This window comes from Dyella sp. 2HG41-7, from assembly GCF_021390675.1.
Taxonomy (GTDB): Bacteria; Pseudomonadota; Gammaproteobacteria; order Xanthomonadales; family Rhodanobacteraceae; genus Dyella_B.
The window spans coordinates 1,285,610-1,310,943 of record NZ_JAJEJV010000004.1; the positions used below are offsets into that span (position 1 = coordinate 1,285,610).

21 protein-coding genes are annotated in these 25,334 nt (G+C 61.2%); all 21 read right to left on the reverse strand.

Annotation, left to right across the window (positions count from 1 at the left end; translation table 11 throughout):
* The 21 genes from L0U79_RS07000 to L0U79_RS07100 all read right to left on the reverse strand — a co-directional run bounded on the left by L0U79_RS07000 (nt 1) and on the right by L0U79_RS07100 (nt 25,247).
* Entirely contained in the window at nt 1-909 is a 909-nt protein-coding gene (locus L0U79_RS07000; RefSeq protein ID WP_233841157.1) for a DUF6734 family protein, read from the reverse strand.
* Between the two features lie 16 nt (nt 910-925).
* A complete protein-coding gene (locus tag L0U79_RS07005) occupies nt 926-3,559 on the reverse strand; it encodes a DUF6519 domain-containing protein (protein ID WP_233841158.1) in 2,634 nt (877 codons plus the stop codon).
* A gap of 30 nt (nt 3,560-3,589) precedes the next feature.
* On the reverse strand, nt 3,590-5,872 hold the full coding sequence (locus tag L0U79_RS07010) for a hypothetical protein (RefSeq protein WP_233841159.1): 2,283 nt from the start codon (nt 5,870-5,872) through the stop codon (nt 3,590-3,592).
* Entirely contained in the window at nt 5,869-8,652 is a 2,784-nt protein-coding gene (locus tag L0U79_RS07015) for a putative baseplate assembly protein (protein ID WP_233841160.1), read from the reverse strand. Before L0U79_RS07015 ends, L0U79_RS07010 begins: the two co-directional genes overlap by 4 nt.
* On the reverse strand, nt 8,649-11,108 hold the full coding sequence (locus L0U79_RS07020) for a baseplate J/gp47 family protein (protein WP_233841161.1): 2,460 nt from the start codon (nt 11,106-11,108) through the stop codon (nt 8,649-8,651). The genes L0U79_RS07015 and L0U79_RS07020 overlap by 4 nt, the downstream gene beginning before the upstream one ends.
* On the reverse strand, nt 11,105-11,482 hold the full coding sequence (locus L0U79_RS07025) for a GPW/gp25 family protein (protein WP_233841162.1): 378 nt from the start codon (nt 11,480-11,482) through the stop codon (nt 11,105-11,107). Before L0U79_RS07025 ends, L0U79_RS07020 begins: the two co-directional genes overlap by 4 nt.
* A 7-nt stretch (nt 11,483-11,489) precedes the next feature.
* Nucleotides 11,490-11,813, reverse strand: a complete 324-nt coding sequence (locus L0U79_RS07030; RefSeq protein WP_233841163.1) for a hypothetical protein — start codon at nt 11,811-11,813, stop codon at nt 11,490-11,492.
* Nucleotide 11,814: 1 nt separating this feature from the next.
* Nucleotides 11,815-12,333 carry a phage baseplate assembly protein V gene (locus L0U79_RS07035; protein ID WP_233841164.1) on the reverse strand — a complete coding sequence of 173 codons (519 nt, stop codon included), beginning with the start codon at nt 12,331-12,333 and terminating at the stop codon, nt 11,815-11,817.
* Nucleotides 12,334-12,344: 11 nt separating this feature from the next.
* On the reverse strand, nt 12,345-13,481 hold the full coding sequence (locus L0U79_RS07040) for a hypothetical protein (protein ID WP_233841165.1): 1,137 nt from the start codon (nt 13,479-13,481) through the stop codon (nt 12,345-12,347).
* The gene (locus L0U79_RS07045) at nt 13,474-13,839 is read right to left on the reverse strand and encodes a LysM domain-containing protein (RefSeq protein WP_233841166.1); all 366 of its coding nucleotides are present in this window, start codon (nt 13,837-13,839) and stop codon (nt 13,474-13,476) included. The genes L0U79_RS07040 and L0U79_RS07045 overlap by 8 nt, the downstream gene beginning before the upstream one ends.
* Nucleotides 13,840-13,849: 10 nt before the next feature.
* On the reverse strand, nt 13,850-14,452 hold the full coding sequence (locus L0U79_RS07050; protein ID WP_233841167.1) for a hypothetical protein: 603 nt from the start codon (nt 14,450-14,452) through the stop codon (nt 13,850-13,852).
* A complete protein-coding gene (locus L0U79_RS07055; protein ID WP_233841168.1) occupies nt 14,445-14,777 on the reverse strand; it encodes a hypothetical protein in 333 nt (110 codons plus the stop codon). The genes L0U79_RS07050 and L0U79_RS07055 overlap by 8 nt, the downstream gene beginning before the upstream one ends.
* Nucleotides 14,774-16,726, reverse strand: coding sequence for an ATP-binding protein (locus tag L0U79_RS07060; protein ID WP_233841169.1), 1,953 nt, complete (start codon nt 16,724-16,726; stop codon nt 14,774-14,776). Before L0U79_RS07060 ends, L0U79_RS07055 begins: the two co-directional genes overlap by 4 nt.
* Entirely contained in the window at nt 16,723-17,979 is a 1,257-nt protein-coding gene (locus tag L0U79_RS07065) for a DUF4255 domain-containing protein (protein WP_233841170.1), read from the reverse strand. The genes L0U79_RS07060 and L0U79_RS07065 overlap by 4 nt, the downstream gene beginning before the upstream one ends.
* Complete coding sequence (locus tag L0U79_RS07070; RefSeq protein ID WP_233841171.1) at nt 17,976-18,641, reverse strand: hypothetical protein; 666 nt, start codon at nt 18,639-18,641, stop codon at nt 17,976-17,978. The genes L0U79_RS07065 and L0U79_RS07070 overlap by 4 nt, the downstream gene beginning before the upstream one ends.
* Entirely contained in the window at nt 18,638-19,360 is a 723-nt protein-coding gene (locus L0U79_RS07075; protein ID WP_233841172.1) for a hypothetical protein, read from the reverse strand. The genes L0U79_RS07070 and L0U79_RS07075 overlap by 4 nt, the downstream gene beginning before the upstream one ends.
* A gap of 278 nt (nt 19,361-19,638) precedes the next feature.
* On the reverse strand, nt 19,639-20,166 hold the full coding sequence (locus L0U79_RS07080; protein ID WP_233841173.1) for a phage tail protein: 528 nt from the start codon (nt 20,164-20,166) through the stop codon (nt 19,639-19,641).
* Between the two features lie 38 nt (nt 20,167-20,204).
* On the reverse strand, nt 20,205-22,469 hold the full coding sequence (locus L0U79_RS07085) for a phage tail sheath C-terminal domain-containing protein (protein WP_233841174.1): 2,265 nt from the start codon (nt 22,467-22,469) through the stop codon (nt 20,205-20,207).
* Nucleotides 22,470-22,559: 90 nt separating this feature from the next.
* Complete coding sequence (locus L0U79_RS07090; protein WP_233841175.1) at nt 22,560-22,862, reverse strand: hypothetical protein; 303 nt, start codon at nt 22,860-22,862, stop codon at nt 22,560-22,562.
* 322 nt (nt 22,863-23,184) lie between these two features.
* Nucleotides 23,185-23,643 (reverse strand): cytochrome c, encoded by a 459-nt coding sequence (locus L0U79_RS07095; protein WP_233841176.1) that lies wholly within the window; start codon nt 23,641-23,643, stop codon nt 23,185-23,187.
* Nucleotides 23,640-25,247, reverse strand: coding sequence for a flavin monoamine oxidase family protein (locus L0U79_RS07100; protein WP_233841177.1), 1,608 nt, complete (start codon nt 25,245-25,247; stop codon nt 23,640-23,642). Before L0U79_RS07100 ends, L0U79_RS07095 begins: the two co-directional genes overlap by 4 nt.
* Between the last annotated feature and the right edge of the window lie 87 nt (nt 25,248-25,334).

The window sequence follows — 25,334 nt, forward strand, 5'->3', positions numbered from 1 at the left end:
TCACGTGCCAGCCATGCGCTGCCCGAGCCACAGACAATGCCGATAGAATTCGCGGTCCTCGCTTTCCATGCGACGCTCCAAGCGTTGCATCACCGCGCCGTCCGCTTTGCTGTCGCCCAACAGGTGGGTGTATCCAACCTGCGCGATCTTTGCGGGATCGAACGCGTCGGCCCAATTGGGCAGCAGATATCTGACGCGTACGTCGCGATACGGCGACTGCGGATGGATGCGGTGGTAATCCAGGCAAGCCGACAGCATGAATTGTTCGATCATCATGTTGTAGCCATCTTTGTTGGACAGTTCCTGCCATGCGCGCGCGTGCGCCGGGTCGCGCACCATGCGCAAACCGAGTTGCGCGTAATAGCGCAGAAAATCGTGGCGCTGGCCGCCGAGAATGCCGCAGTTTTCTTCGCGGAACGACGATTCGCCGAGCGATCGCGACCACTCCCATTCCGGCGGCAGCGACAAGCCGTGGTGGGCGAACGCGGCTTCAATTTTTGCCGGCAGGCACTCCGCGCCAACACCGGAATGGAACTCCGGAGATTGTGCGAACACCGGCGACTGCGCCACGCTCAATGGCAACGGTTTCCATAGAAAGACATCGGTATCCAGATGGATAAACGGGCGATCCTGCAAGCTGTACGCGTACAGCTTGCCAAGCGCCCACCAGCCGATGTCCGCGTCGCGCAACGCTTCCAAATCCGTGCTGACGTGTTTGAAATCCAAGCCGAGTTTGTCGATCAGCAGCGCCTTGCCGGCCTTGTCGGTCACCAACATGGTGTCCGGATAGTGTTTGCTCGCTTGCCGCAACGACAAACCCCACGCGAGCAGATGATGATGCGGTTCGCGCCATGTTCGCCCCTTGCGGGCTTGATAAGGCTTGCTCCAGAACGACCACACGGCGCGCATGGCGGGCTCCCGATGACTACGTGTAGATGACCGTGCCAGTGACACTGAACGACGCGGTTTGCGATGTTGCGAAACCCAAGGCCGAAGGCAGCGACGCCGTGAGCGTGAACGACTCCGTACTCGCGTTGGGCGGAACGCCTTGCAGCGTGACATCCACGGTGACGCTGCTGTCGCCCGCTTGCACCGTTACCGATGCGGGGACGCTGGCAACGGTGGCATCGCCCGACATCGCCAGTTGCACGGTGGTCGCTTGCAGCGCTGGATAGTTCAAAGCGATCGTCGCCTGCTGCACCACCGGTTGGGTCGTAGCGGTGGGCGTGGTGCTGGTTACGACGACGGAACCGTTCGGATCGGCGACGGTGATCTGACTATAGGTAAAGCTCACGCTCTGTACGGACAGCGCGGGATAAAGATAAAACCAGCTTTCGAAATCGCTGGCGCGCACGTCGTTGCCGCTGGGGAACTGCAGATCGATGTACTGCGTGTTGACGGCAAGATTGCTGGAAGAGCCGACGGTGACGCCGAACACCTGTCCATCCAGGTAAAGCTGGTTGCCCGCCGACGTCGTCGCATAAAGCGCATGGCCGGGCAGCTTCACGCGAACGCGCGCGGGCAGGCCTTGTCGGGCGGATGCCGTCAACGCCGCATTGATCGCTTCCATTTCCGTGATCTGATTCTTGCTCACGTTACTGATGGGCAACGTCCACACCACGTCGTTGCCGCTGGTCGCCACGCTGGAATCGACAATGAAAGGTGAGCGTATCGTGGTTGGCGTCGGCAACACATGGAATTTAATGTCGGCGATCAAGTTCGTGTTGGCGCCCGACGCAGGTGAAGGCGACGAGGCCGCCGGTGTGGGCGCCGGTGTGGGCGATGTGGCGGGAGCCGGTGTCGCCACCTTCATCGCATCCAGTGCGAATGCCTGCTGCATCGTGCCGTACTCCGCCTGCGCCAGCATCGGCATTTCGAACGTGACGATGAAATTCGCCGGCGTAAGCGGACTATCGGGCGGCTGATCGAACGTCACCCTCAGGCCCTGCTGGATCAACGTATCGAAGGTCATGAAGCGATCGTTGTTCCAGTTGATGCCAGTGATATGTAGCGAGTTCGCATTGGCCAAATTACCAATGTCGGTGAGCGTAGGGAAGAGACGCCGGCAATCGTCCACCTTGAAGCGGCCGCCGTACGTGCCGACGCTCGCGTCGAGGTAGAGTGCGTCGCGGTTGAACGTATCGTTTAAATGAATGCATGCCAGCGGCGCACGGTACACTTGGGTGTAATGCGGCGGCTGAGAGCAATCGCCATTGCTGCCGCATGGCGGCCAATCGATATCGCCGGTAGCGCTGCGTGCCGGAACCACCCATGCGTCGCCCGCAAAATAGTCGCCTTTGCCGAAGCGCACGCGGATACCGTTTTCGATGTCGATCCAGTTGTCGGATAACGGCTGCCCGTCGGCGCCGGCGGTGGCGTCGTTTTGATCCCAGCGGCGCATACGCGCGTGGCGCGCGGTATCCACCGGTTGCACCGTCGTGGTCATCGTAAGCGTGAGCGACGGACGATCGATGCTCTGGATCTGATAAAGCTTGCCGGGTTGATTCGGTATTTCGCCAAAGAGATCGTTGTCGTCGCCGATCTCGACCCATTGGCCTTCCTGGAAACCAAGATTGGCATCCATGCCGAGGCTGCTCACCGTCACTTTGTTGCCGGTTACGCCAAGCACGGCGACGACGATGGATGCGTTTTCGCGCGACCATTTGAAGGTGGCGGTGCTTAATGAACCTGTTTGCTGGATCTCGAAGCGGTAAAGTTGATTTTCCTGGCCGGTGTAACCGGCAGCGGGAATCGGCTGGCAGCCGCAATCGCCGCCGTTGTCGGCGAGTCCGGCGCACAGTGTGCCGAAATGCGCGAGCGGCAATTCTTTGTACATTGCTGCGCAGCTGCAAGCAGTCGTCTGTTGCGTGGCGGAGATATCGCCGAGCGTGGGGTCGAACGGCACGGAGTTTTTCGCTGTAGCCGCAGGCGTCCCGGTATTGAGATAGACGGCATTCAAGTTTTCACGGGCTTGCAGCACCGCTTTGCGCAGCGTTAGCGAGGTGTTCGCTGCCGTGTTATCGCTTGTGCTATCTGTCGACTTGATTTTCGGTACGAGCAGCTTTGCCACTACGCGCCACACTGTTTGCATGCGCACCGTCGTATCCGCTTGGCCTAACGCCGGTTCGCCCAGACAATCGTCGTCCAGTGATGTGACCATGCGCTGCCACACTTCCAGATAAACGCGCAGGCAAGCGTTCTTCTGGCGCAATAGTTCTTCCAGCAAAAATGTCGGGTTGCCGGCGTCGCTGCTGTCGAGCAGGTATGGTTGCTGGTCGTAATCCAACGCTTCGGGGTTTTCGCACAGCAAACCCTGCACGTAGTAGCGACCGGGGCCGATCTGCAGATTTCCGCCCACGACGCTAATGGCGAAGCCCGCGTCCTGCATCGGCGCGCCATACGGACCGATCGTATCGATGGTTTGCGCCGTGCGACGATGGCCGTCGATAAAGCGCTGTTCGTTGTGGTCCGCATCGTAGGCCACACGGCCTTGTTGATCGAGCACGTCCGTGTAGTGCTTGTTCGGCTCGAAGCGAATCCGGCTGAAATCACCTTTCATGGCCTGTACCTCTTCGTCATGAACATGGGCCTATAGCAAGTTCGAACCAATACCGGGCAGATTCGCGGCGTCGTCATCGTCGTCGCCGCAGCAACTCGGTGCGCGGAAGTAGTAACCAAACGGCGGTGGAGCAGGGCGCAACACCGGCTGCGAGGGGTGCAGAAAAATACCCGCTTCAAGCATCACCGGCAGATATTCGGGCGTACGAATCTGCACGTTCGATACTGCTTCGGTTTCTTGAATCTGGTGATACGCACCGATCTGCGAGCCGTCGTCCGCGCCGCGCCAGACGGCGACCGGCGTATCGCCGCTCAGCAGCGCATAGGCAGGGTGGCCATAGCGCAACGCGACGAAACTGGGCGCGAACGTCGCCGTGCTATCCGCGTCGGGCGGCAGGCATTCGTAACGTCGCGGCGTAATCGCTTCGCGCGGCAGCGAGCAGAAACGCACGCAACCCGCTTGCCGACGACTGCACCACAGCGCAGCCGGCCAGGGATCGTGCCGGCCTAGTCGCGCGAAAAAGATCGTGTTGGAAGCAAGTTGCAGCGTGCGCGTGCGAACCTTGCCGATGATCGTGCTGTCTTCGACATGCAGATCGGCGCCCGCCGAATAGCCGTCTGAACCCGCATAAGCCACGCAGCACGGCGAGTTCGCATCGACGATGCTGTTGCACACGCGTACGCTTCCGGCGACATTCGCCGCGATGGGGCCGCTGATGCAGCGGGACATGCAGAGCGTGGTGTCGTTGTCGACCACGACGCTCGGTTCGCACTGCGACAAACCGGGATTGGCCGCACCCAATCCGGGCACCAGCGTGCAATCGGAAACTTGCATGGTCACAGCGTTGCCGCTCACGGCCAGCTGCCCCTCGATCCAAAAGCCATTGAGTATCAGTTGCCCCGGCAATGCCGTTTCGCCTTCGGGCATCACGGGCGGCGGCAACCCCTGGATGTCGATGTCGCCAAGCAAGGTGACGCACGCACGATTCCAGATCATGTCGCGCGCGCCGCCGGATGGCGCCGGCACCCCAGCGACGATGGCGAGCGTGCTGCCCGACGCAAGCGCAATCGCATTCGCGCCAGTGAGATCGATCGCATAGCGCTCGAACCCGGGCAACACGATGATGCCGATGGAACCCGCCGGTTGGAGATTCCACTGCGCAACCGCAGTCGCGAGATCGGGGAACGTCGCCGTACCCACCTGTGCGAAGAACTGCGCCTGCTCGGGATGCTGCGTCGGCATTTCCTGGCCGAGCGTGGCGGTGCGGTCGTAGGGGCCGCCGCCCATCGCTGCAGGGAAGCCATAGGTAAAACTCACGCGCAGCGATTGTGGCGGCGTGAGATCGGCGGCGTATTGGATGCGTCCAAGTTCCGGATCGATCGCGATCTTGCCGGCAGCGACCTTGCACCACGAACCGTTTGGGTGGTCGGCGAGGTTCGCGCTATAGATCTGCGAGGCGGGTATCGGTGTGCCGTCGGCATACAGCATCAAGCTGGGGCCATAGAATTCCGAGAGCTGGCGTTGGAACTCGCCGCGCCGAATCGGTTGCGGCACGTCCAGCCGCGTGTTGATGTGCGTAAACGCCGGATACGTTGGCGGCAGCGAAAACAGCGGCGCGTCCAGGCCCAATGCATTGAACTTGAAGCGGCGCGCATCGACGGTGAAAGCCGGAGCGTGATCGACATACCACGGCTGGCAGCGCCACAGATGCACCGCGATATCCGGCACGTTGAAGCGTCCGCCGCCGTGCAGGGCGATATCGAGCGGCGCCGGATCGGGAATGGCGACATCCCGCACGCGCGGCGCAATACGACGCACATTGAGCGTGCGGTTGCTGTGGTCGAACGCGGTGTCGCGTAGATTGTCGAGCACGTCGTTGCGGCGCAGGTCCAGGCACGCCACATGGTGCGGTCGCGGCAAGCGCATGCTTTGCGTGGTGATCACGCGGCGAAATTCTTCGACCACTACGGCCGGTCGACCGGATACGTTCGTCGCCACCTGTTGCAACGCGATGGGCGTGCCTTTGCGGCGGCGATAACCGATGGTATTGGCGACTTCTGCGCGACTGTCGATGCCCGCCGCAATCTGATAGATGCTGTTATAGCCGATCAAATCGCCGAGATAGGGAATGACCCACGGCATGCAGGTCTCGATGAACTGATCGTCGTAGAGTTGTTGGATGTTCTCCTCGACGATGCCCGCCTGCAGCGCCAGCACCTTGAACAATGCTTGCAGCGGTCCGCCATTCGCAGCGTCGCGCGTACGATAGACCGCAGGCATCAGTGCATACAGGCCGGCAGCGTCGAGGCTCATGTCCATGCTCCGAAAGCGTTCTGGCAAGCCGGATCGAGTTGCAGCATCTGCGCGCCCAGCGGCGGTTGCGCGCCGGCCGCGCACAGCTGCGCAGGCACGACGCCGGTTGGATCGGCGGAAACGAACAGCGCCGTGAGTTGCATGGCGATCACGCCGGGTGTTCGCTGCACGATCTCCATGATTTCGCTGGCTGCGACGTTCTGGCTGAGCTGTCGGTTATCGAAAGCGAAGGCGTTGCTGAGGTTCTGCCACACCTGCGCCAGCACGGCTTTGGCGTCGTAGTCGTTGGTGTCGATGCGTACGTTCGCCGCGATCTGGAACGGCACAGGTACATACGACACGACTTGCAACGGCACGTACGGATTGCCGTACATCTGCAGCGACTGAATGAGATGCAAGATGACCGGATCATCCGGTTGGAACGTCGCGCCTTCCGCGCCGGCGACGGTGAGAAATACGCCGCGTCTGCCGTTGAAGTACGTCCACGACGCGGTGGCCTTGGCGACACCGGCAAAGTTCAGCGCGTAGTTTTGATAATCCTCCAGCGACACCACACGGCCGAGCGTGAGCGTGGGCAACGGCGCACGCGCGCGCGCCTCGTCCGCGGTGGCCGGGTCGGCGCCGCCGGATGCGGCGCCGGGGTTAGTCGCCGTTTTCAAACCTTGCGGCCGATCCAGCGCTTGCGAAAGCTGGCCGACCATCACGTTGCCGGCACTGCCAATGCCTTTGCGATAGACCGCGCGGATATTCATCTGACCGGTCGGCGTGCGCGCACCGTTCGTGCCATCGCCGAATTGCACGACCGTTTGTCCGTTCGCATTCACGCGCGTTACAAAGACGCGATCGGCCGGGCCAGCGCTGAGTAGATTCGGCACCTCGTGCCATTGGAGATTGTTCACCCAGACCTGCAATGTCGACTGCGTGCCGTTGCTGCCGGTGGACGAGACATACGTAAGCGGGCTCTGTTTGAGCGTAAACGTAAGCGCGGGATTGGTAGCGTCGCCGGACCCCAACAGTTCTTGCACCGTTTCGCCATGCGTGGCGTCGACGGCATTGGCGTTTACGTTGACTGTTTTGGCGTCGTAAATGCGTTGCAGGGCGTCTTCTAAACCGATGGCGGTGAGATCGCCATTCACCTGCGTTGCCGTGACCTGCGCAGCTTCGCTCGTCACAGGATCGCTTTTGTCGGCGGACTGCAGTTGCACGTACGCATCGTCCACAAGCAGCGTGCCGGCGACGCCGCTCAGCGTGATGACCGACCATGTCGGCGTGCCGCCGTTGTTCGGTTGCGGCGGGTACGCATCGACAAGGAAAATCTGATTGTCCGCTACCGTCAGTGCCGCGCTGGATTGCTCTGGCGTGAAGCTGGCGCCTGCGCCAGGTTGCACTTGAATGCGCACGCGCTTGCCGGAAAGGCCGATCGGTTGGCCTGGCACGACCAACTGTCCACCGGTGACGGTGACCGAATTGCCGGAAACCGGCGCAAGCATTCCCGACGACAACGTATAGGCACCGCTCCATTGTGTCAGCGGCAAACCGGTCGGCGAAAGCGGCGCGTTTTGCACATAGGCTGTAGTGGCGCGCGTTTCTTCGGTGAAATACGACAGGATGTCGTCCAGCGCATAGGTGCCGGCCGGCGTAATCACCTGACCCAAGGTGAGCGTAAGCTGCGTGACTTTCGTGGTGAGGGTGTAGAGATTGGGATTGCCGTCGGCCGCATCCGTAATCTGCAGGAACACCACGACGTCGCTCGTTCGGGTCAGCACGATCCATTGCGGTGCGCCGGATGCAGGGGTCAGTCCCGCGTAGGATGCATCGAGGCTGAGCTGATTGCTGCCGTACTCGTATTGGTCGAAATCCCAGTCATAGCCCGCGGATCCCGGCGAGCCGCCCACGTATTCGACGGCCGAATAGGGCAGCGAAGCGGCGTTGGGCGCTTGCGCGCCATATAGGGAGACTTTCTTTCGGAAGATATAAATGCAAACGTCTTGTGCGACGAGTCCAGCCGGGAAATCGCTGTTCAATGGCGCATCCCACGACACCTGCGTGTTGCCGCCGGTGTTGTCGATGTTGACTGCAACGACGTAGTGCGCATCGCCAGGTCCGGTTCCGCTTGGCACGCCGTTCTGTGCGCGAACAAACAGCAGCATGTCGCCCACGTTGATGTTGTTGGCCGTTCCCTTGATCCAGGTAAACGTGTCGCTTCCCGCGAGCTGCCAGGGCACCGTGGTTTGCGCCGGCAACGCGTTGTAATCGATCAGCGCGGTGAAGTCCGTGCTGGTTTCGAAAACCTGAGGAGATTGTCCTGGCCCTGGCACGCTTTGCACGCGCGTGCCGGCGGGGATCGTCACGTTATCGGGCGAGCCGGGGGCATCTGATAGCGTAAACGCGAGCACGCTCGACGCGGCGACGCCCGGCGACGGCACGTAGCCGATCAATCGCGATAACTCCATCACCGAGCGTTGATCGATCGCTGTGCGCAAGTACGCTTCGTTGGCGAAGCGCTCCTGATAGAACGTAAGAATGTCCAGCACCACCGCCCAGCTGTCGAGCAAGGCGATCGTGTAATCGCTGCTCTCCCGCGTGCGCAACAAGCCCATGGGTTCGAAAGCAGCCGGCGACAAACACGCCAGCATGCTGGCGTCGAAGGTCGCGTATCGGCCCACGCGGTAGGCGATTGCAGGCAACGCGGGGCGATTGCCGATGAATTCCGGCGTTTCCAGCGAAATGCCCGTGCAGCAGCCGCACAGTTGTTCTGTCGTGGCAGGGCACACGCTCATTTGCCACCATCCAGTTGCAGCGCGAAGACGCCGCGGTCGAGGTGATTAGGGTCGTTGTCGCAGCAGGCGATTTCCAGACGGCCAAGGCTTAGGTAGCCCTGCGCGACGCCATCTACCCAGGGTTGGTCCAGACGGCCGAATGTCGCGAGCGTTGCCGATACCACGCCATCGATCGATTGCGCGGCGGAAATAAACGGACTGGCGTATACCGTTTCGCCGAACACGAAATTGTCGGCGTTGAGCAAGCCGGGTTGCCCGTTGCATTGATCGCCGGTGATGAACAGTTTTATCAATGCTGCATAGACATCGCCGCGGAAGTGATCGGGCGCGACGCAAATGCGCAACACTATATTCAGTCCGACGATCTTCGCCGCGTCTACGGCGACATCGACACCGAGCATGCGCAGCAGGTCGAGTCGGTGTCGGGTGTCGCGCATGAGTTGTTGCGTCAACGCGCCGACCGGTTCCACCGAAGCGAATGCGGTATACCAGCTGCCCGTCCAGCGCAGCGTGCCACGCGCCTGCCGAATACCTGGAAAGGTGGCGGCCATCGTGCCGTAGTCGTCTTCGGTGACGCAGCGTTCTTGCGTCTCGAATGCGAACGGCGCGTACTGCCGAATATGTTCCATGCTTTCCGGATCGACGCCGCCCGTCGCCGCAAGGGGATTGCGCACGCTGCGAATTTGCTTGGGATTGCCGATCATGTGCGCGATGGTGTCGTGCCCGACATTGCCGATACTGCCGTTGCCGATGCGGTAATCGGCCGTCAATTGCAGTCCCGGATCGGGCGCCTCGCCGTACTGACCATCGCCGAAGCGCAAAAACACCGATCCGTCGTATTCGATCTCTGGCACGAAGTTGTTGCTGTTCGAGCGGCTGGACAGGATGTCTTCCGTCGGGGTCCAGGTGCGTCCGTCGTCGCTGTAGACGGCAATCGCCGGTGTGGCCGTATCGGGACCTGCCGCGGCAAACGCGCTCGCCGGCGCCGTGGCGTCGTATGTATGCGAGAAGGTCAGCGGCAAGCTGGTCAGTTGCGGATAAAAACGCGCATGCGGCGGCAGCAACGCTGAAGCCGCGACGGTTTCGGTATCGCACGCGCAACTGGTTTCTACTTGCGGCGCGGGCGGAAGATCGGGGACCACGCCAAGCACGTCATTCTGTATCGGTATGCCGTGATCGGCAGGCACGATATTGCCGCGCGCGACGCTGACGTCGAATTGTTGTACGGGACCGTTGTCGCCCATGTAGGTCGACGAGAGGCAAAGCGGAAACGGCAACGCGTCATCGCCGGACCAGGTTACTTGCGTGATCAATGTGCCGTTGAGCGGATCGTACAAGGGTGCGCCGCTGTCGTTCGTGATGCGCACGCTCGTCAGGCGCACGGCCCAGCGATGCATGGGATCGGCGTCGTCGGGATCTCCCGTTTGTGGGCCGATCACTTCTTCGAACACCAGCACTGTGCCGACGGTGAGCGTCGCGAGGGTGTTCACTAAGGTCGCTTGTGTAGCGCCCGCGGGCAGGCAGCAATCGCTGTCGCCCCAGGTGTAGAAGTGAATCTCGTTTTGCTCTTGGCGAAGCGTCGCATCGCAAAGGCTGCTGAAGATCGGTTGCGTACTGTTTAGCAGCAAGTCGGCATGGCGCAGATCGAGCGGATCTACCACGGCTGCTTCGCCCGGCGTGCGTACGTAGAAGGCGGTGCCTTTCGGTACGGTCAATGGATCGATCAACGTTTCGAGACAAATCCACGTGCGCGCATTGCAACCTTCGCCGATGGCGTAATCGACCAGACGCGCATGCCGACGCAGCGAAATGCGGCTGCGCGCGGTGCCGATATAAGCTTCCGTGCTCACCGCGTCTTGCTGATAGCTCAGATGATCGGCAGCATAAGCCAGCGATTCGATGATCGCGATGCCGATATCTGCCGCATGCGTTTCGGTCCAGCCGGGCACCAGCACGGCCATCCGATCACGCATCACTTGCACGAAGCCTGCGTAGTCCTTCGCGAGGTAGTTGATGTCCGGTGGTGCGATCGTCGGCGTCGGACAGCACGGCTCCGTGCGGCAATCGACCGGCGACGGACAATCCGCCTTGAAAGAAAAAGTCAGCGTCGAAAGTTGCGGATCGAGCCCCGCAGGAGGATCGATGCCGTCCGGCATGTCCACCAGCGAGAACGTGTAAGGTGAGAAATCGCCCGTACGGTCGAGTTCGATCACAACAAGATATGGATCGTCGTCCGTAGCGGCGTCGACGGCCGTCACCCGCAGCACGGTGTCGCCAGTGATAACGACATTGCCAGGCGTGAGATGCAATCCGCGCGCATCCTTGAGGAAGGTTACCGCAAGCTGCTTGCCGCAGCCGGGATGATCGCTGATGACTTCCAGATAATCGATGCCGTTGAGCAGCGCGCTGCGCAGCACCAGATCGCGGCGATTTTTCTGCGAGCAGAAGTAGATCATGAGCTCGCTCCTGTACCGCTGCCGTAAACAAATTGCTGCGTCTGTTGCTGCTGCGTTTGCAACAGCGTGTAGACGACGGTGATCTGCAGCGTGGCGTCGTCGGCCACCGCAGTGACCGACTGCACGCGGATCAGGTCCGACAGCCACATCTGCAGGCTCGCTTGAATCACGTTCTGCTGCGCCGCGGCGAGCACATCGCTGTTCGGCGCAAACACCAATTGCGCGGTGCCGCTGCCGAACGTGGGTCGATTCACGCGCTCGCCGGGCGAGGTGAACAGGATCTGTTCGATCATGTCGGCGACGTGCTGCGCCACATCCACTTGTGCGGTGTGGCCGGTGGTGTCGAGCTGGTAGGGGAATGCGATGTTTGTCATAGTTGGCTCACATCGCGGTGACGCGCACTTGTGTGGCGGATGGTGGCAACAGCGGCGTGCCGGTCGGAATGCACTGAGCGATACCGCTTTGAACCACCAAGGGTTGACCGAACGAAGTCACGCGCACGGTGCCCACCGTCCACATCGCGGTGACGCACGGCGGGATCGGCACGGCCGGAACGCCAGGGCAAGCGATCACGCTCCACGGTTCCGGCACCAGGCAACTGGGCATGCCGCTCAACATCACGGCCGCATTCGGCACTGTCGGCATGGCTAGTCCGCCGTGCACACATTGCACCATTGCGCCCTGCTGGATAAGGAAGCCAGGCATGTCAGGTCACCACCAGCGCGCCTTCGTTGATGGTCACGCTAGGGCCCGCCATCATGATGGTGGCGCCCTGGCCGTTGCTGATCACGATGCCGACTTCGGAAATGGAAATCATCGCGCCGGCCGTGGTTTTCAACATGATGCCGCCGGTGGGGCCGGGCACGTCGCTGATCATCAGCGTGTTCTGCAACGTGGTCTGCATCACCATCGCTTGCAAACCGGGCGGACCGGCCAGTGCAAGCGCGGGCACTTCCGCCGCGGAACCCCAGTAGCAGCCGACCCACACGGGATAATCCGAATTGCCTTGCTCGAATTCGATCCACACACCGGAACCGATGGCGGGCGTGACGAACATGCCCGATTGAATGCCGCCGAACGGCAGACATGGCATCGCCCACGTGGAAGGCAGCACGTTGGAGACGTCGGCGATTTGCACGAGCAAGCGTCCCATCATCATCGGGTCGACGTTGTCCATCACGGTGCCGCGATATTTGCCCAGAAACTTGCCCGACTTCTTGCTCATACGTGCTCCACTCAAAACGGAAACGAAGGCACGACCGGCGTGTTCGCGATCAGCGCATTGCGCTTGAGCACGAAGTTCTGCTTGTACTCGCCGGGTTTGAGGTGATGCGTCACGCTATCCACGTAGTACATGCCGTCGAACGCGATGCCCGCGCCGCGCATGCCCACCAAACTGCGCGCGCGAAGAATGTCGCCGTAACGCAGGACATCCAGCGAGCCTTCGCTCGTTATCACGTCCGCGCTTTCCACCGCGCGCGCCATGCCTTGCATGATGGCCTGGCCGATCGGGAGCTTCGCGGTGTCGTCGAGCTGTTCCACTTTCTGTGGAATCGGCACTGCGATGCCGAGCGGCGGATTGAACGGCGTGATGGGCGGAATCGGAATCGGAAACACCAGCTTGGTGGTTTGATCCTGCGAAAACACGATCGGCAACACCGAATGCTGCGGTTCGTATTTGAAGTTGAGGCTTTCGACATTCGTCCAACAATCCAGATTTACATTGAGGCATTGCTGTGGCATGCCGATGCGAATCATCGGGCCCCAATACGCCTGGCTCATGCCGGGCAACGGGCCGGGCACCATGTAGAACACGTAACCGCAGTCTCTGGCCAACTGGTTGATGTATGCGAGGTCGGTGCTCTTCTGCGAAGGCGTGGAAATGATCGGCACTTCGATATCCGGAATCAGCATCGGAATCACTTCCGGCACCACGCCGAACGCCGCGTATTTGGCAAGAATGGTGAGCACGCGCAGATCCGGGCCCATGCCGGGATAGGGCAGGCCGCTGAAGTCGATCAGGTCCATCAGTGCGGAAAGGTCTTGGCCAGTGACTACCAATTTGGAGGACCCCTTCATCGCATCGGGCACGACTTCGTGATGCAACACGATGCCATCCACTACGATTTGCGGCAGGCCGCCGAAGTTCGCCATCAGCACGACGCGCAACAGCGGAATGGGCGACGACGCGGCAAGCAAAAAGAAAGTTTCGAGGATCGAATTGTCGGCCAGCGTAAACGTCAGCTGGAAACCGCTTTTGCCGGTGGCGGACTCGGTGACTTCCGCCGAGACCAAGGCGTCGATCAGCGGCTTGGGCACCGGCAACGCGACGCAGGGCCCGGCCATCAGCGTCAGATAGAGCGGGCTAGCCATAGCGCGCTCCTGGCGGAATGCTGGATGAAAGCGGAATCAGAATGCTGCGCCCGACTTGCGCGGTGAGTGCATCCGGATCGGTGCTGTTGTTCGCATCGCAAATCATCCAGAACAACAGCGGATCGCCGAGAAATTTCGCCGCGATGTTGTCGAGCCGGTCGCCTTCCACGACGACATAGCTCTGCAGCGCTTGATAGATATTCGCTTGCGGCAGAATGCGCCGCGCCAGGTACCTCACTTGCGTGCCATTGGGCAGCGTGTACGGCAACGTTGCCGAACCGTAATAGCGGCTCGACGTCAGCGTGGGTGCGCCGGTGCCGGCGGCGGAGGTGACGAGGGAAGCGAGTGCCTGATCCATATGCGTGCCCTTATCCCATCTGCGCCATGGCTTCTTTGCTGGTCTGGTAAACCAGATACAGCGCTCCGGCCGGCGTGAGGAAGCCGACATCGTTCACGCTCAATACGCGCAGGCCCAGCGACACCTTGGCCCGGATCGGATTGAGCTGCGGATCGAAGGCCTCCTCCGTAATCTCCATGTCGGTGATGCGCACGGGCGTCACGCGTTGATTGCTCCACGCGAAGACCGTGAGCGCGGATTCCATCGGCAGAATTTCGATGGTGCCGATCAGTGAAAGCACTTCGTTGGCGATCAGCGTGCCGCTGCTTGGATACACCAGCAATTCCAGCAGCGACAATTGCGGCTGGATACCCAGCGACATGGCCGTCGGATCGCTGGCGGCGAGTTGATCGGTCGCGTCGATTTCGATCTCGCACTTGATGGATTCGATCGGCGGCCCTTTGAGACGAAGAATCTCAGTGCGATCCGGTTCGTCGCCGACGCTCTGCGGTTTGAGCGAGCGCGTAAGGGTGTCGGGGTTGTACTGCAGCATGATCGAGCCGAGCGGAACGCCCAGCGTCGGATCGAGCGTGAGGATGGCCCCCTTGCGCAGCAGCGGCGACACGTTAGCCATGACGATCCTCCGTATCGCTTTGCGCGCAAAGTTCGAACACGCGTTGCGCGACTTGCCGCGCGGCGGATTCCGGTGAGCTACCGTTGCGCGGTTTTACGACCGCCAATTCCGCGATGTGTTGCGAAGCGAACATCGCCCACTGTCTGGGTTCGCCGGCCAGGTGAAGCAGATGCGTCTCAAGCGAGTGCAGGAAGCGACGCTGCTGCGCGTCGTTGTAGCCGTGTAGCCTGAGCGTGCCGATGTCGATATGCACGGCGGTATGCGACGGCGCGGGATTCGGCGTAACATGCGATTGTGCGACGGCCGTGCGGAATGATTTGTTCATGACCATCCCCTTGTCTCGGCCGCGGTCAAGGGCTTTTCCATCTTCGCGTACTCCTGGCGCGAGGCAGCCAGAATATGTTGCGTGCCGATCGACGTGCCCGCCTCCGCGGCGAGGAACGCTGCATGGGTCGCGATGTTTCGGATAACGCCGCCAGAAACGTTCAACTGCGAAAGCAGTTCAAAATCGAGCGGTTCGACGGGCGCGCTTCGCGGGAAGATGCCTTCCCAGATTCGCGCACGCGAAGGCGCGTCGGGGAAGGGGAATTGCACGATAAAACGGATGCGACGCACAAACGCGGAGTCCAGCGCGTGGCGCATGTTGGTGGTGAGAATCGCCACGCCGCGGTAACTGTCCATGCGCTGGAGCAGATAGGCGATCTCCATATTGGCGTAACGGTCGTGGCTGTCGCGCACTTCGCTGCGCTTGCCGAACAACGCGTCACATTCGTCGAACAGCAGCACGGCGCCGGTTTCCTCCGCCGCATCGAACACGCGGCGCAGATTTTTTTCCGTCTCGCCGATGTACTTGCTGACCATGGCCGCGAGATCGATTTGATACAGATCCAGATCCAGTTCGCGCGCGAGAATTTCAGCCGCCATGGTTTTTCCCGTACCGCTGCCGCCGGCGAACAACGCGCTGAGGCCGTGGCCTCGGCTATAGCGGTCGGCAAATCCCCAGTGCTGGTGAACCACGGCGCGCTGACGCATGTGAATGGCGATCTGCTGCAGCGTTTCGGTTTGCGTCGATGGCAGTACCAGATCGGACCATTCCGCGCACGGCTCGATGCGTCGCGCGAGATTGTCCAGCGAGCGGCGTCCTTGCTGTCGGCAAATGCGCCATGCCGCATGCCCTAAGGCTTCCTCATCGCCAAGCGGCGCTTCGCGCGCGATGGCGGCGGCAGATTGAATGGTCGACGTGTCGAAATGAAAATATTCGACGATGCGGTCCAGCGTTCCGTTCAGTTGCTGCGATACGTCGCCCAATTGTTCGATCCATGCGGATTTGCGTTCTTCCGCCGACAGCGATGGAACATCGAGACGAAGTCCGGGCAATTGTTCCGCAGGCGAGCCCGAGGGCGTGTCGACGGCGACCGGCGCCTGAATGCGTTCGAGCCACGCGGCAAGCGCAGGCATGTTGTCGCCGTCGCTGCAACGAACAAGCAGCGCGGCGTGCTGCAAGGCGGCTTCGCGCGTCCACAATCGGGCGAGCAGATCGCGATCTTCGGCTGTGACGGGGAGATCGGCCGCGTTCAAGCTATAGGGATTCAGTGCCGCTTCCCGGCATAGAGCACTGAAGGCTGCGTCGCGCGATGCGCCGCGCCCACCACATAGCAAAACAGCTTTTCCATATTCCGCATCACCCAGCCAGTGCCGCAGCCCATCTCGGATGACCGTCTGCCAACGCGGGTTATCGCTGTCGGTGTCGGCAACGGTGGAGAGCGGGCGCATCGACGCTTCCAATCGTTCGTCGATCGCCGGCACGCCTAACAAGTAATGCAGGATGCGTTCGTCGATTTGCAGCGGCGCGTGCAGCAGCGACGCATAGGCGCCGGATGGCCGAACGATGTCGATCAAGTTCCAGTAGCGCAGCGGATGAGCACGGCTGATCCCGCTCCAATGCGGATCGCCCAGCGTGGCCAGCGCCAATCCGAACGTCGGCCAATGGGTTTTGGTATCGCCATGTAGGGCCGCGCATGCGCTGAGGAATCGCGCTTCGATGCTTGCGCCCAGGCACAGCACTAGCAGATCGCGCTCGAACGCGCTGAGCGCGAACATAGTTTGCAAGGCATGTAGCCGGTTCTCGGGTGTCGCAAGATCGTTAGCGAGCGCCGACGCGGCCGGAATGGCTGGCGACGGTTCGCCGACACTCGCTACGAGCCGGCGATAAACCCGTTCCAACGCTTGCGGCAACGACTCGGGCGATGCGGCGGGCGCGCGCGTGTCGTTCATGGCGTCACCTGCAACTGCGGCACGTACTGCCCGAAGGTTGGACTGCCGGTGGTGGTGTCCAGCGTCAGCTTGCTTTGCGCGCCGTCGATCTCAATGCGCAACGGATAGTTGCCGACCGGCACGTTGTTGGTGAGCGGAAACACCAGCGTGGTGGACGTCGGCGGCGCACTGGTGGGGCGCTGATCGATGGGAATGGCGATATCGCCGATATACAGCGTCGCTTGCTGCATGCTGCCGACGGCGGGCGAAACGGTGACGGTGACCGATCCGGTTTGCGCCACGGGATTGGGCGCAGCGTTGGTGATGGTTGGTAGCAGTTGGAACGGCATGGGGCTGGAGCTGAAGCCCGAATGCGGTTTCGACGACGTCGGGAACGTGACGGTGCGTTGCACGCGCAACAACCGCGTACCGGCTTGCAACGTGGATGGCAACACCACGCGCAGTATCTTGCTCTGCAAGGTAGCGGGTGCAATCCCTTGCGCGCCATCGAACGACACCAGCGTGTTGCTGGTGGCGTCGCCGACGAAGTTGCTTCCTTGCACCGTCAATGTGCCGCCCGCCGCAACGCCGCTCGGCGTGATGCTGTCGATCACCGGCGACTGCAACGGAAGCACCAGCACCGAACGCTTTTGCACTGGCAGATTGGATGCATATGTGTTGGTGTCTTGAATCACCACCACCGATACTTGATAGGAGGTGGTCGGGCGATAGTTCGTCTGGAACGCCGTCCACAGACGGTAGATTTCTTCCGTCGTCAGTGTTTCCGGCGTAATGCGAATATGTTCGATCTGGTTGGCGAGCATGCTGCCGTCGATCAACGAACCCTCGTGCGTGCCGCCCGGCAGCAACGCGTCGAGCGCGTTTTGAATGGTTTGGCGCGGAACGACCGGCGTGTCGTGGAGCACTTTCATCGCCCAGCCCAAAAGAATTTCCGGATCGAATTGCTTGCTGCCGTAAGCGGTGACGAGGTAATGCAGATTGAGCGCAAGCGGTGGATTGCTGATCGCGTTGCCGTACGCATTGCGCGAAGGAAGGTCCACGTTGCGCATCGCGGGATTGAGGCTGGCGTAATACATAAAAATATTTACGCCAGGTTGTTCGTCTGCACCCACCGGCACGAGATCGGGCGATGTCGCGGTAATGCCCGCCGTGCTGCCACCCAGAATCACGCTCGGGCCGCCGCTGGTCAGCGCATCGGCAAGCAGCCAACGCAACACCGCACTCACACCGCCGACGGCGAGGTAATTGCTCATCGATCGCCGCTCCGGTCGCGACTCAGAAAGGCGTCGAGGCTCACGCCAGGGCGGAACGGCGGTTTGCGCGGCGCAGACGGCGCAGGCGCTGCGGCGTTGCGCACTTCGACGCGTCCGATCGAGATGGTGATCGTCTGCGAGTGTTCTTCGATGGCGGGCGTGTCGTGCATAAGCGCTCGCTCGATATGCGGCGTCTCCGCTACCGGTCGCGGCGAGCGTTGCTGCACCGGCGCGCGAGGGAGCGCGGTCGGTAGTAGGGGTTGAATGACGTTTTGTTTCGTCCCGGCGTCCGCTGTTTCTTCCGATGACACGTGTGATGGCGTGTCTCGCGCTGGCGATGCCGTAACAACGTTACGCTTCTGCACGGTTTCGCTCGCTGATAGCTCGATAGGCCGCGTCGGGCGCACACCGTTTTCAGCTTGGAAACGGGACGTTACTTCGGGCTGGATCGGCGTCAGTCTCGTATCGATATCCACCGCGTCGACGTTGCGATTCACGCGCGTCGGCGCGCTGGCTTCGATGGTCGTCGCGCGAAGCGCCTCCTCATGGCTGTTGGCTTGCGCATGGGCAAAGCGTGGAGACAGCAACGGCTTGATACGGTGCGCGGCGCCTGCAGAGGCGTCGCGGGCGCGAGAGATCAGGCGGCGCAATAGATCGCTCATGCGCTTAGCAACTCCAGATAAGCGTCGCGTCGTGCAGGGCTCATGCCGGCGATATCCGACTCGCGCCAGCCGTAATGCATGGCCAGCGTATGGATGTCGACGACCAGGCGACGTGCCGCGTGATGCGCTTTGCGCCATATGAAATCGCCGAGGTCGACGTCCCACATCGCCTCGTGCTGGCACTCGGGGCAAAGCAGGGCGCAGCGCAGTTCGCTGTCGGCGTGCAATCGGTCGAAAAACGCGCGTGCTCTCTGCCACGATTCGTCAGATAGCGCCTGATTCGACGACGAGTCCATGCCAAGGCAGCGTCGAAGCACATGTTCTTCGGCGAGCGCACCGTCTGCCAGATAAGTGGACGCGAGCAGATCGGCGGTCGTGACCTGACGCAAGGAGCGCGGTTGCGCCGCATCCATCCATTCGATCCACGTTGTCGTCGGATCGTCGCTCAAGCTTTCGAGAAGTTCGCCGATCGAAAGGCTCAATTCCATGCCGGCGCCGCATTGCGGGCAATCGGCATAGCCATCCAGCGTCGGACCGAAACTGATGCGATGAAGTTGCAGCAGCAAGCGATTGCGTTGCGACATCGGCAAGTTCAGCAAGCGATCGCGTTCGTATTCCGGCAAGGTCGCGGCCAGCAGCGCGATGGGCCGAAGCAGCGCGTGTTCGCACTGCGCCTGCTCACAGGCAGCCAGCAATCGTTCGCCAGAAAGAGTCAGCATGATGCGCCTCTTAGAGCCTGTTTAGTGTCTCGGCGTTGCCCGCGTTGCCGCGGTGCGTCCGCCAGGTGGTGGTGCGTGGCGCAGTGCTTGCCTGGCTGGCAAGCCAAGCCGCGCGCTGCCGCATGGCGGACGCACCGTGGCAACCCTTCGGGCCGGGTTTGTTTGCCCGCCGTGCCGCGTCCTCACTCAGTTGTGTATCGACATACACGCCTTCGTTCCTCCTTGCCCGTCAGGCAAACAAACCCGGCGCGGGCCACGCCGAGACACTAAACAGGCTCTTAAGCTGCAGTGGAGTTGTACGTGGGTTCGGTGGGCTCGGTGACCGAGGTATCGCGCTCCCAGCCCTCGTTTTCCAGCTTGATGTGCTGGATCGCCACGGCGTTGGCGTTGGCATCCAGATCCGGCAACGCTTGATACTCCGACACCCAAGCGCGGTAGATCTTGTAACTGATGGCGAGCTGGCCGGCTTCGTTATAGAAATCCAAGATCACATCTTTGCGAAAATCCGCCAGCGACACTTCGCTGCCCAGCGTGGCGCCCACTTGCCAAACCTTGGCGGCCCAGGCTTCGAAATCGGTGTCGTGCGTAACGCCGCGCTCGAGCGTGATCGCTTCGAACTCGCTACGCCCGGGCGACTTGCGACTCGTGCTTGGATCGCCGCCGTTGCGGTGTTTCACCACTTCCGTCGTGCGTTTGAGCGCCGATACTTTGCTGATGCCGGCGACGTAACGCCCATCCCACTTCAGCCGAAACTTAAAATTCTTGTACGGATCGAAACGCTGGGGATTCACAGTGAACTCGGTCATGACTCATCTCCGCAAAGACAGGTGTTCGATGACGACGATCAGGAGGATTGCCCGGCGATCTGCTCGATCTGGATCACCACGAATTCCGCCGGCTTGAGCGGCGCAAAGCCGACCAGGATGTTGACGATGCCGTTGTCGATGTCGGTTTGCGTGGTGGTTTCGCTGTCGCATTTGACGAAATACGCTTGCGCCGGCGTGCTGCCCTGAAACGCGCCTTTCAAAAACAGCGTTTGCATAAAGCCGCCGACGTTGAGCCGTATGGACGCCCATAACGGTTCGTCGTTGGGTTCGAATACGACCCATTGCGTACCTCGATAAAGGCTTTCCTCGATGAACAGCGCGGTGCGTCGCACGGGCACGTATTTCCATTGATTGGCCATCGCATCCGCGCCGACCAAGGTGCGCGCGCCCCACAACACCGAGCCGTACACGGGGAAATTGCGGAAGCAATTGAGGCCCAGCGGATTGAGCACGCCGTTTTCGGCGTCGGTGAGTTTGTAGACCATGCTTTGCACGCCATTGAGTACGGCGGCGGTGCCGGCCGGCGCTTTCCAAACGCCGCGACTGCCGTCGGTCGTCGCGTACACGCCCGCTACCACGCCGCTCGGCGCGAACGTACGCAATTGGTAGTTGTTCAACGGGTCGGGTAGGCGCAGACGCGGGAAGAACGCCGCGCCGTTCGGATCGACCACGCCCAACGTGCTGCTTTTCCAATCCACGGCGGCGGCCACGCTGACGACGTTCGGTGGCGGATCGATCAACAAAAATGCGCGCCGTTGATCGCACATGGCGATCGCCGCGCTGTAGATCGCGCTGGTGTTGATATTGGGATCCAGCGCCGAAGGATCGCCCTTGTTGGCGCGCGTTGCATCGGGAATGCACAACAAGTTGAAAAGATCGACCTTCTGCAACGCATAGATGCCGGTAAACAAAGCCTGATCGCCAATGATGTCCAAAGTCGCAGGCAAGCCCGTGCCGTCGGCGCCTTTGGTCGATGTGGTCTGCTGCGCCCAGGCGTTGTTGCCGGTTCCCAGCGCGTAGTGCGCCACGTTCGCGGTGCCGCCGCTAAGTCCGAGCAGGGCGGCGCAAGGTTTCAGCGGCGAAGCGCCGGAAGGATCGGCGATGCTGATCACCGCATCCGGATAGCCGGGCAGTGACGCATTGAAACGCAATGCTTGCGTCGACGGCGAAGCGGGCAATTGCGTCACGCTCACCTGCACGGAAGCGCCCGGCATTTGCACCGCCAGCGCGGCGTTGAAGGCTTGCTGTATCTGCGTCGCCAGGCCGCTCAACGTCATCGGAATCTGACTATTGCTGGGAATCACCTTCACCGTGATCGGCAAGCCGGCTGGAGCGGTAGCGGGATCGGTCGTGCCTAGCATCAGGCCGTAATCATTCGCCGGCACGGTGGAATTGGCGACGACAATCGTCGATGCGGCTTCATTGGCGCCGGTGTAGTTCCCCGCCAGCGTGAGGCTGGTGTCGTTGCTGATCGAAAGAATGCGATACGGCGTATTGGTGGCGTCGGAGCCGAACGTGATCCACTGACCGAACTTCAGATCGGTGGTGAAGTGCGTGCCGGTACCCACCACGCTGCTGCTGCCGGTCGTGATCGCGGCGGTGCCGGTCGCGTTCGTCGTGCCGCAAAGCGTGCTGGCGACCGAGTAGGGTGTGACCGCCGCGCCGACGAAGCCGGTTTGATACATGGACGCCAGCGCTTCGATCGCCGTGAGTTGCGCGGAAGTAGGTGTCGCCATGTTGATGAGTTGCGAGCCGTTGTCCGGATCGTTGACGACCGTCTGCACCCAGTTGCTTTGCGTGTTGTCATACGAGACGGACGGGAAATATTCCGTGGTGCCGCCCGCCAGATCGGTCACCGTAAGATTGAACGTTTTCTGGCCGCCCGATCCGGTATTCGGGTTGAGTCCGATGTAGTCGATGTCGATCAGCAAATTCCCGTTCGCCGCGGTGCCGCTGCTTAGCGCCTGGAACGTAAAGGACTGGAAGACGACGTTCGCCGCCGCAGCGCCCAGCGATGTCGCAGGCGTTCGCACGATGTACGCTTGCGCGCCGCCATTCTGAAAGAACTGTTGCACCGCGTAGCTGAGCTCGCTACCGGAAGCCAGGCCGCCGTACAAGCGTTCGTAATCGCCGAAGCTGAAAATCTCTTGCGCGCGATTGTCGATGCCGCTCTGCGTGTAGCCGACGAACGCCGTGATGGAAGTCGGTACGCCAGTAATCGGATGGGAGGCGCTTTGCAGTTCCTGCACGTACACGCCGGGATAGCTATAGGACGTCGCCATAGTGATTACCTTGCTGACGTTGAAACATCGAAGGGCCCGAGTCGGGAGAACACCCGGGCAGCGGTAAACAAGAGGGTCGCGGACATCGTCTCAGTGCTTGAGCCCGATGCCGGATTGCAACGCAATGAATTGATCCAGACACGCATCCCCCGCCGAATCGATAGACACTCTTCGGAAACGCACGCGACCATCGAGCGCGCGCACCGCCTCGATCGCACCGGCGTCTTGCAACAGCGCAAGCGCACGTTCCACAACGTCGGTCGATGCGGGAGCCAGCCCCAACCACCATTGCGCAATGCCCTCCTTGGTATCTCCTGCGAGCGGATTGGCTCGTAGATAGCGGGCAAGGCAACACGCCACGTCGGACACCGACGCCGGGTCGCTCGGCCTCACATCGCCATTCATGACGAGAAAGGGGCAAGGACGATGCCAGTTCGGCGCATCGCACAGGCGCTTGTTTTTAGGGGGAAAGCGTGAGGCGGTCTCGGCGCCGGGTGGACACTTTTGTCCTAGCTCAATACGTCGAAGAAGGGCGGCAGCGTTTGCTGGAACGCCGCTTGAACCGCACGGACAAATTTGTCCTATCGGATCGAGGCATTTGTCCTGTGCGTGAGTGCACGCCTGCGCGCCAGTGGCGCTGGTTTGAGCATCCATTCGTCGTCCCGGCGCTTGCGGGGACGACTGGCCATGCGCAAACACGCCACTGTCGAAGGGTTCAGTGCGACGTTGGCGTCGATGCGGTGGTTTGCGGGTGCATCGCAGCCACTTCCGCCGCGGTGATGCTGTTGGTGTAGTGATTGCCGAAATGCGTGCGCACGTAGTTGACGACGTCGGCGACTTGCTCGTCGGTCAGCATGGCGTCGCGGAAGAAATTTCCATGCGTCGCTGGCTTCGTCCCGAACGAAGGCATATCGTGTCGGCCGAACAACACCACGGCAGTCATGTATTGCGGCGAGGCGAGTTTGGGGTTGTTCGCTAACGCGGGATACGCCCCCGCGCCTATCGCGCCCTTCGCGTCGGGCATGTGGCAACCCTGGCAGATGGCATGAAAGATCTGCTCGCCGTTCGCGCTTTTAAGCGTGTCGTACGTGTAAAGCGTGGTGTCGGAACTCTGGGCGTGCAGGCAGCTCGCAAACGCTAGCAGCGTTGCCGCGATAAAGAATGCGCGCTTCATGCCGCACCTCCCGTCACGACACGCTGATGAAGTCGTGTGATGAGATCCAGCGCCGATGTCACCGCGCCTTCTTGCCACGCAGGCAAATACGACGCGTGTTCGCCTGCAAGCGCAATGCGGCCGTCGATCTGGCAAAGGTTCTCGTAATGCTTGGCGCGCAAATCGTCCGACCATGCGGCGAAGCAGCCCATGGTGAACGGCGAGCGATGCCATGCCACGGCCACGCCGTTTTCGAATTCGGTTTTGTATTGCGGGTGGATCTGCGCACCGTATTCCACCGCTCTGCGCACGCGTTCTTCGGGCGTCATCGCGGTGAATTCGTAAGCGGTCAAACCGTAGGCGTACATGCCGAGCAAGACGCCTTTTCCTTTGCTGTTGAAATCGTTGCTCGGGTAGCTAATCGTGTTGATCGGCAGATCCGTCGCGGTGACGCCGCCGTAGATATCGTCGTCTTCTTCCCAGAAGCGTCGCTTGAATTGCAAGCCCACTTTCACCGAGGCCGCGTAAGCTACCGCGCCGATTGCATCGGCCATCGGCGCGCTCACGTTCATCGGAATTTGGCTGAGAATCGAAAGCGGAATCGTGCAGATGCACCAGTCGGCTTGCGCCGTCGAGGTTTTGTCGGGATGGCGCGCATCGACATAGCTGACCGTTACGCCGTGATCGTCCTGATGGATGGCGGTGACTTTGGCGTTATAGCGAATCACGCCTTCCAATTGATGCCCGAACGCTTCGCCGATGCGCCCCATGCCACCAACCGGCTGCAGCAGCGTGGTTTGGAATTCGAAATTGTCGCCGTCGGTTAGACCTTCCCACAGATGCGAATTCAGTACGTCGTGCAGTTGCAGCGGTTGCGAATCCGTCGGCTTGGCCGAGAGACCGCCGCCGGGCGATTTGGCGTAGCCGCGTCGATTGCTGGCGCCGGGGCCTTGGATGTACGCATAATTTTTGTCGAGCGCGCCCCATTGGCGTAGCGATTCGAGCAGCAGTTCCTGATCTTCCTTGGTGATCTGCGCGTCGAGTTTGCTTTGTTGCGTCGCCTTGGCGAGCAGCTCGGCGATGTGACCGCGGTAATCGGCATTGATGGTGCGGAAACGTTGCGGCTTGCCGTCGAACGCTTTGGTGCTGTGCAGATACGCGTTGTGATTGACCTGCACGAACGGCTCCAACGGCACGTTCAGTTTTTTGCAGTAATCGAGCAAGCCGCGATGGTGATACGGAATGCGCCACGGGCCGGGATTGATGTAGAGCCCGCGATCGAATTGGCAATGTTGCGTGTAGCCGCCGAGTTCGGTGTACGTATCGCCGCCGCGCAACGTCCAGTTGCGGCCGCCGGGTCGATGGTTGTATTCGAGTATTTGGACCTTGTAGCCAGCCTGGCGCAATTCGTACGCCGCGACCATGCCGGCCAGCCCTGCGCCCAAGATCACCACGGACGTTCCGCGCGGCGCGCCATGCAGAAGCGGCGTGCCTTTGTACGGCGATTCCGCGGCGAAGCCGAGGCGGCTCATCGCCTGATACATCGCCGCGCCGCCGGCGCTGACACCGATCAGGCGCAGCAGTTCGCGGCGAGTCATGGAAAGTTGTGAAGCGTCCCCTTGCATCGTGAGCCCCATCGTCGACTGATCGCCAGCACAACGCATCTTACGCGCAGGTGACAGTGACATAAGGCATGCATCGACTTCTGATTC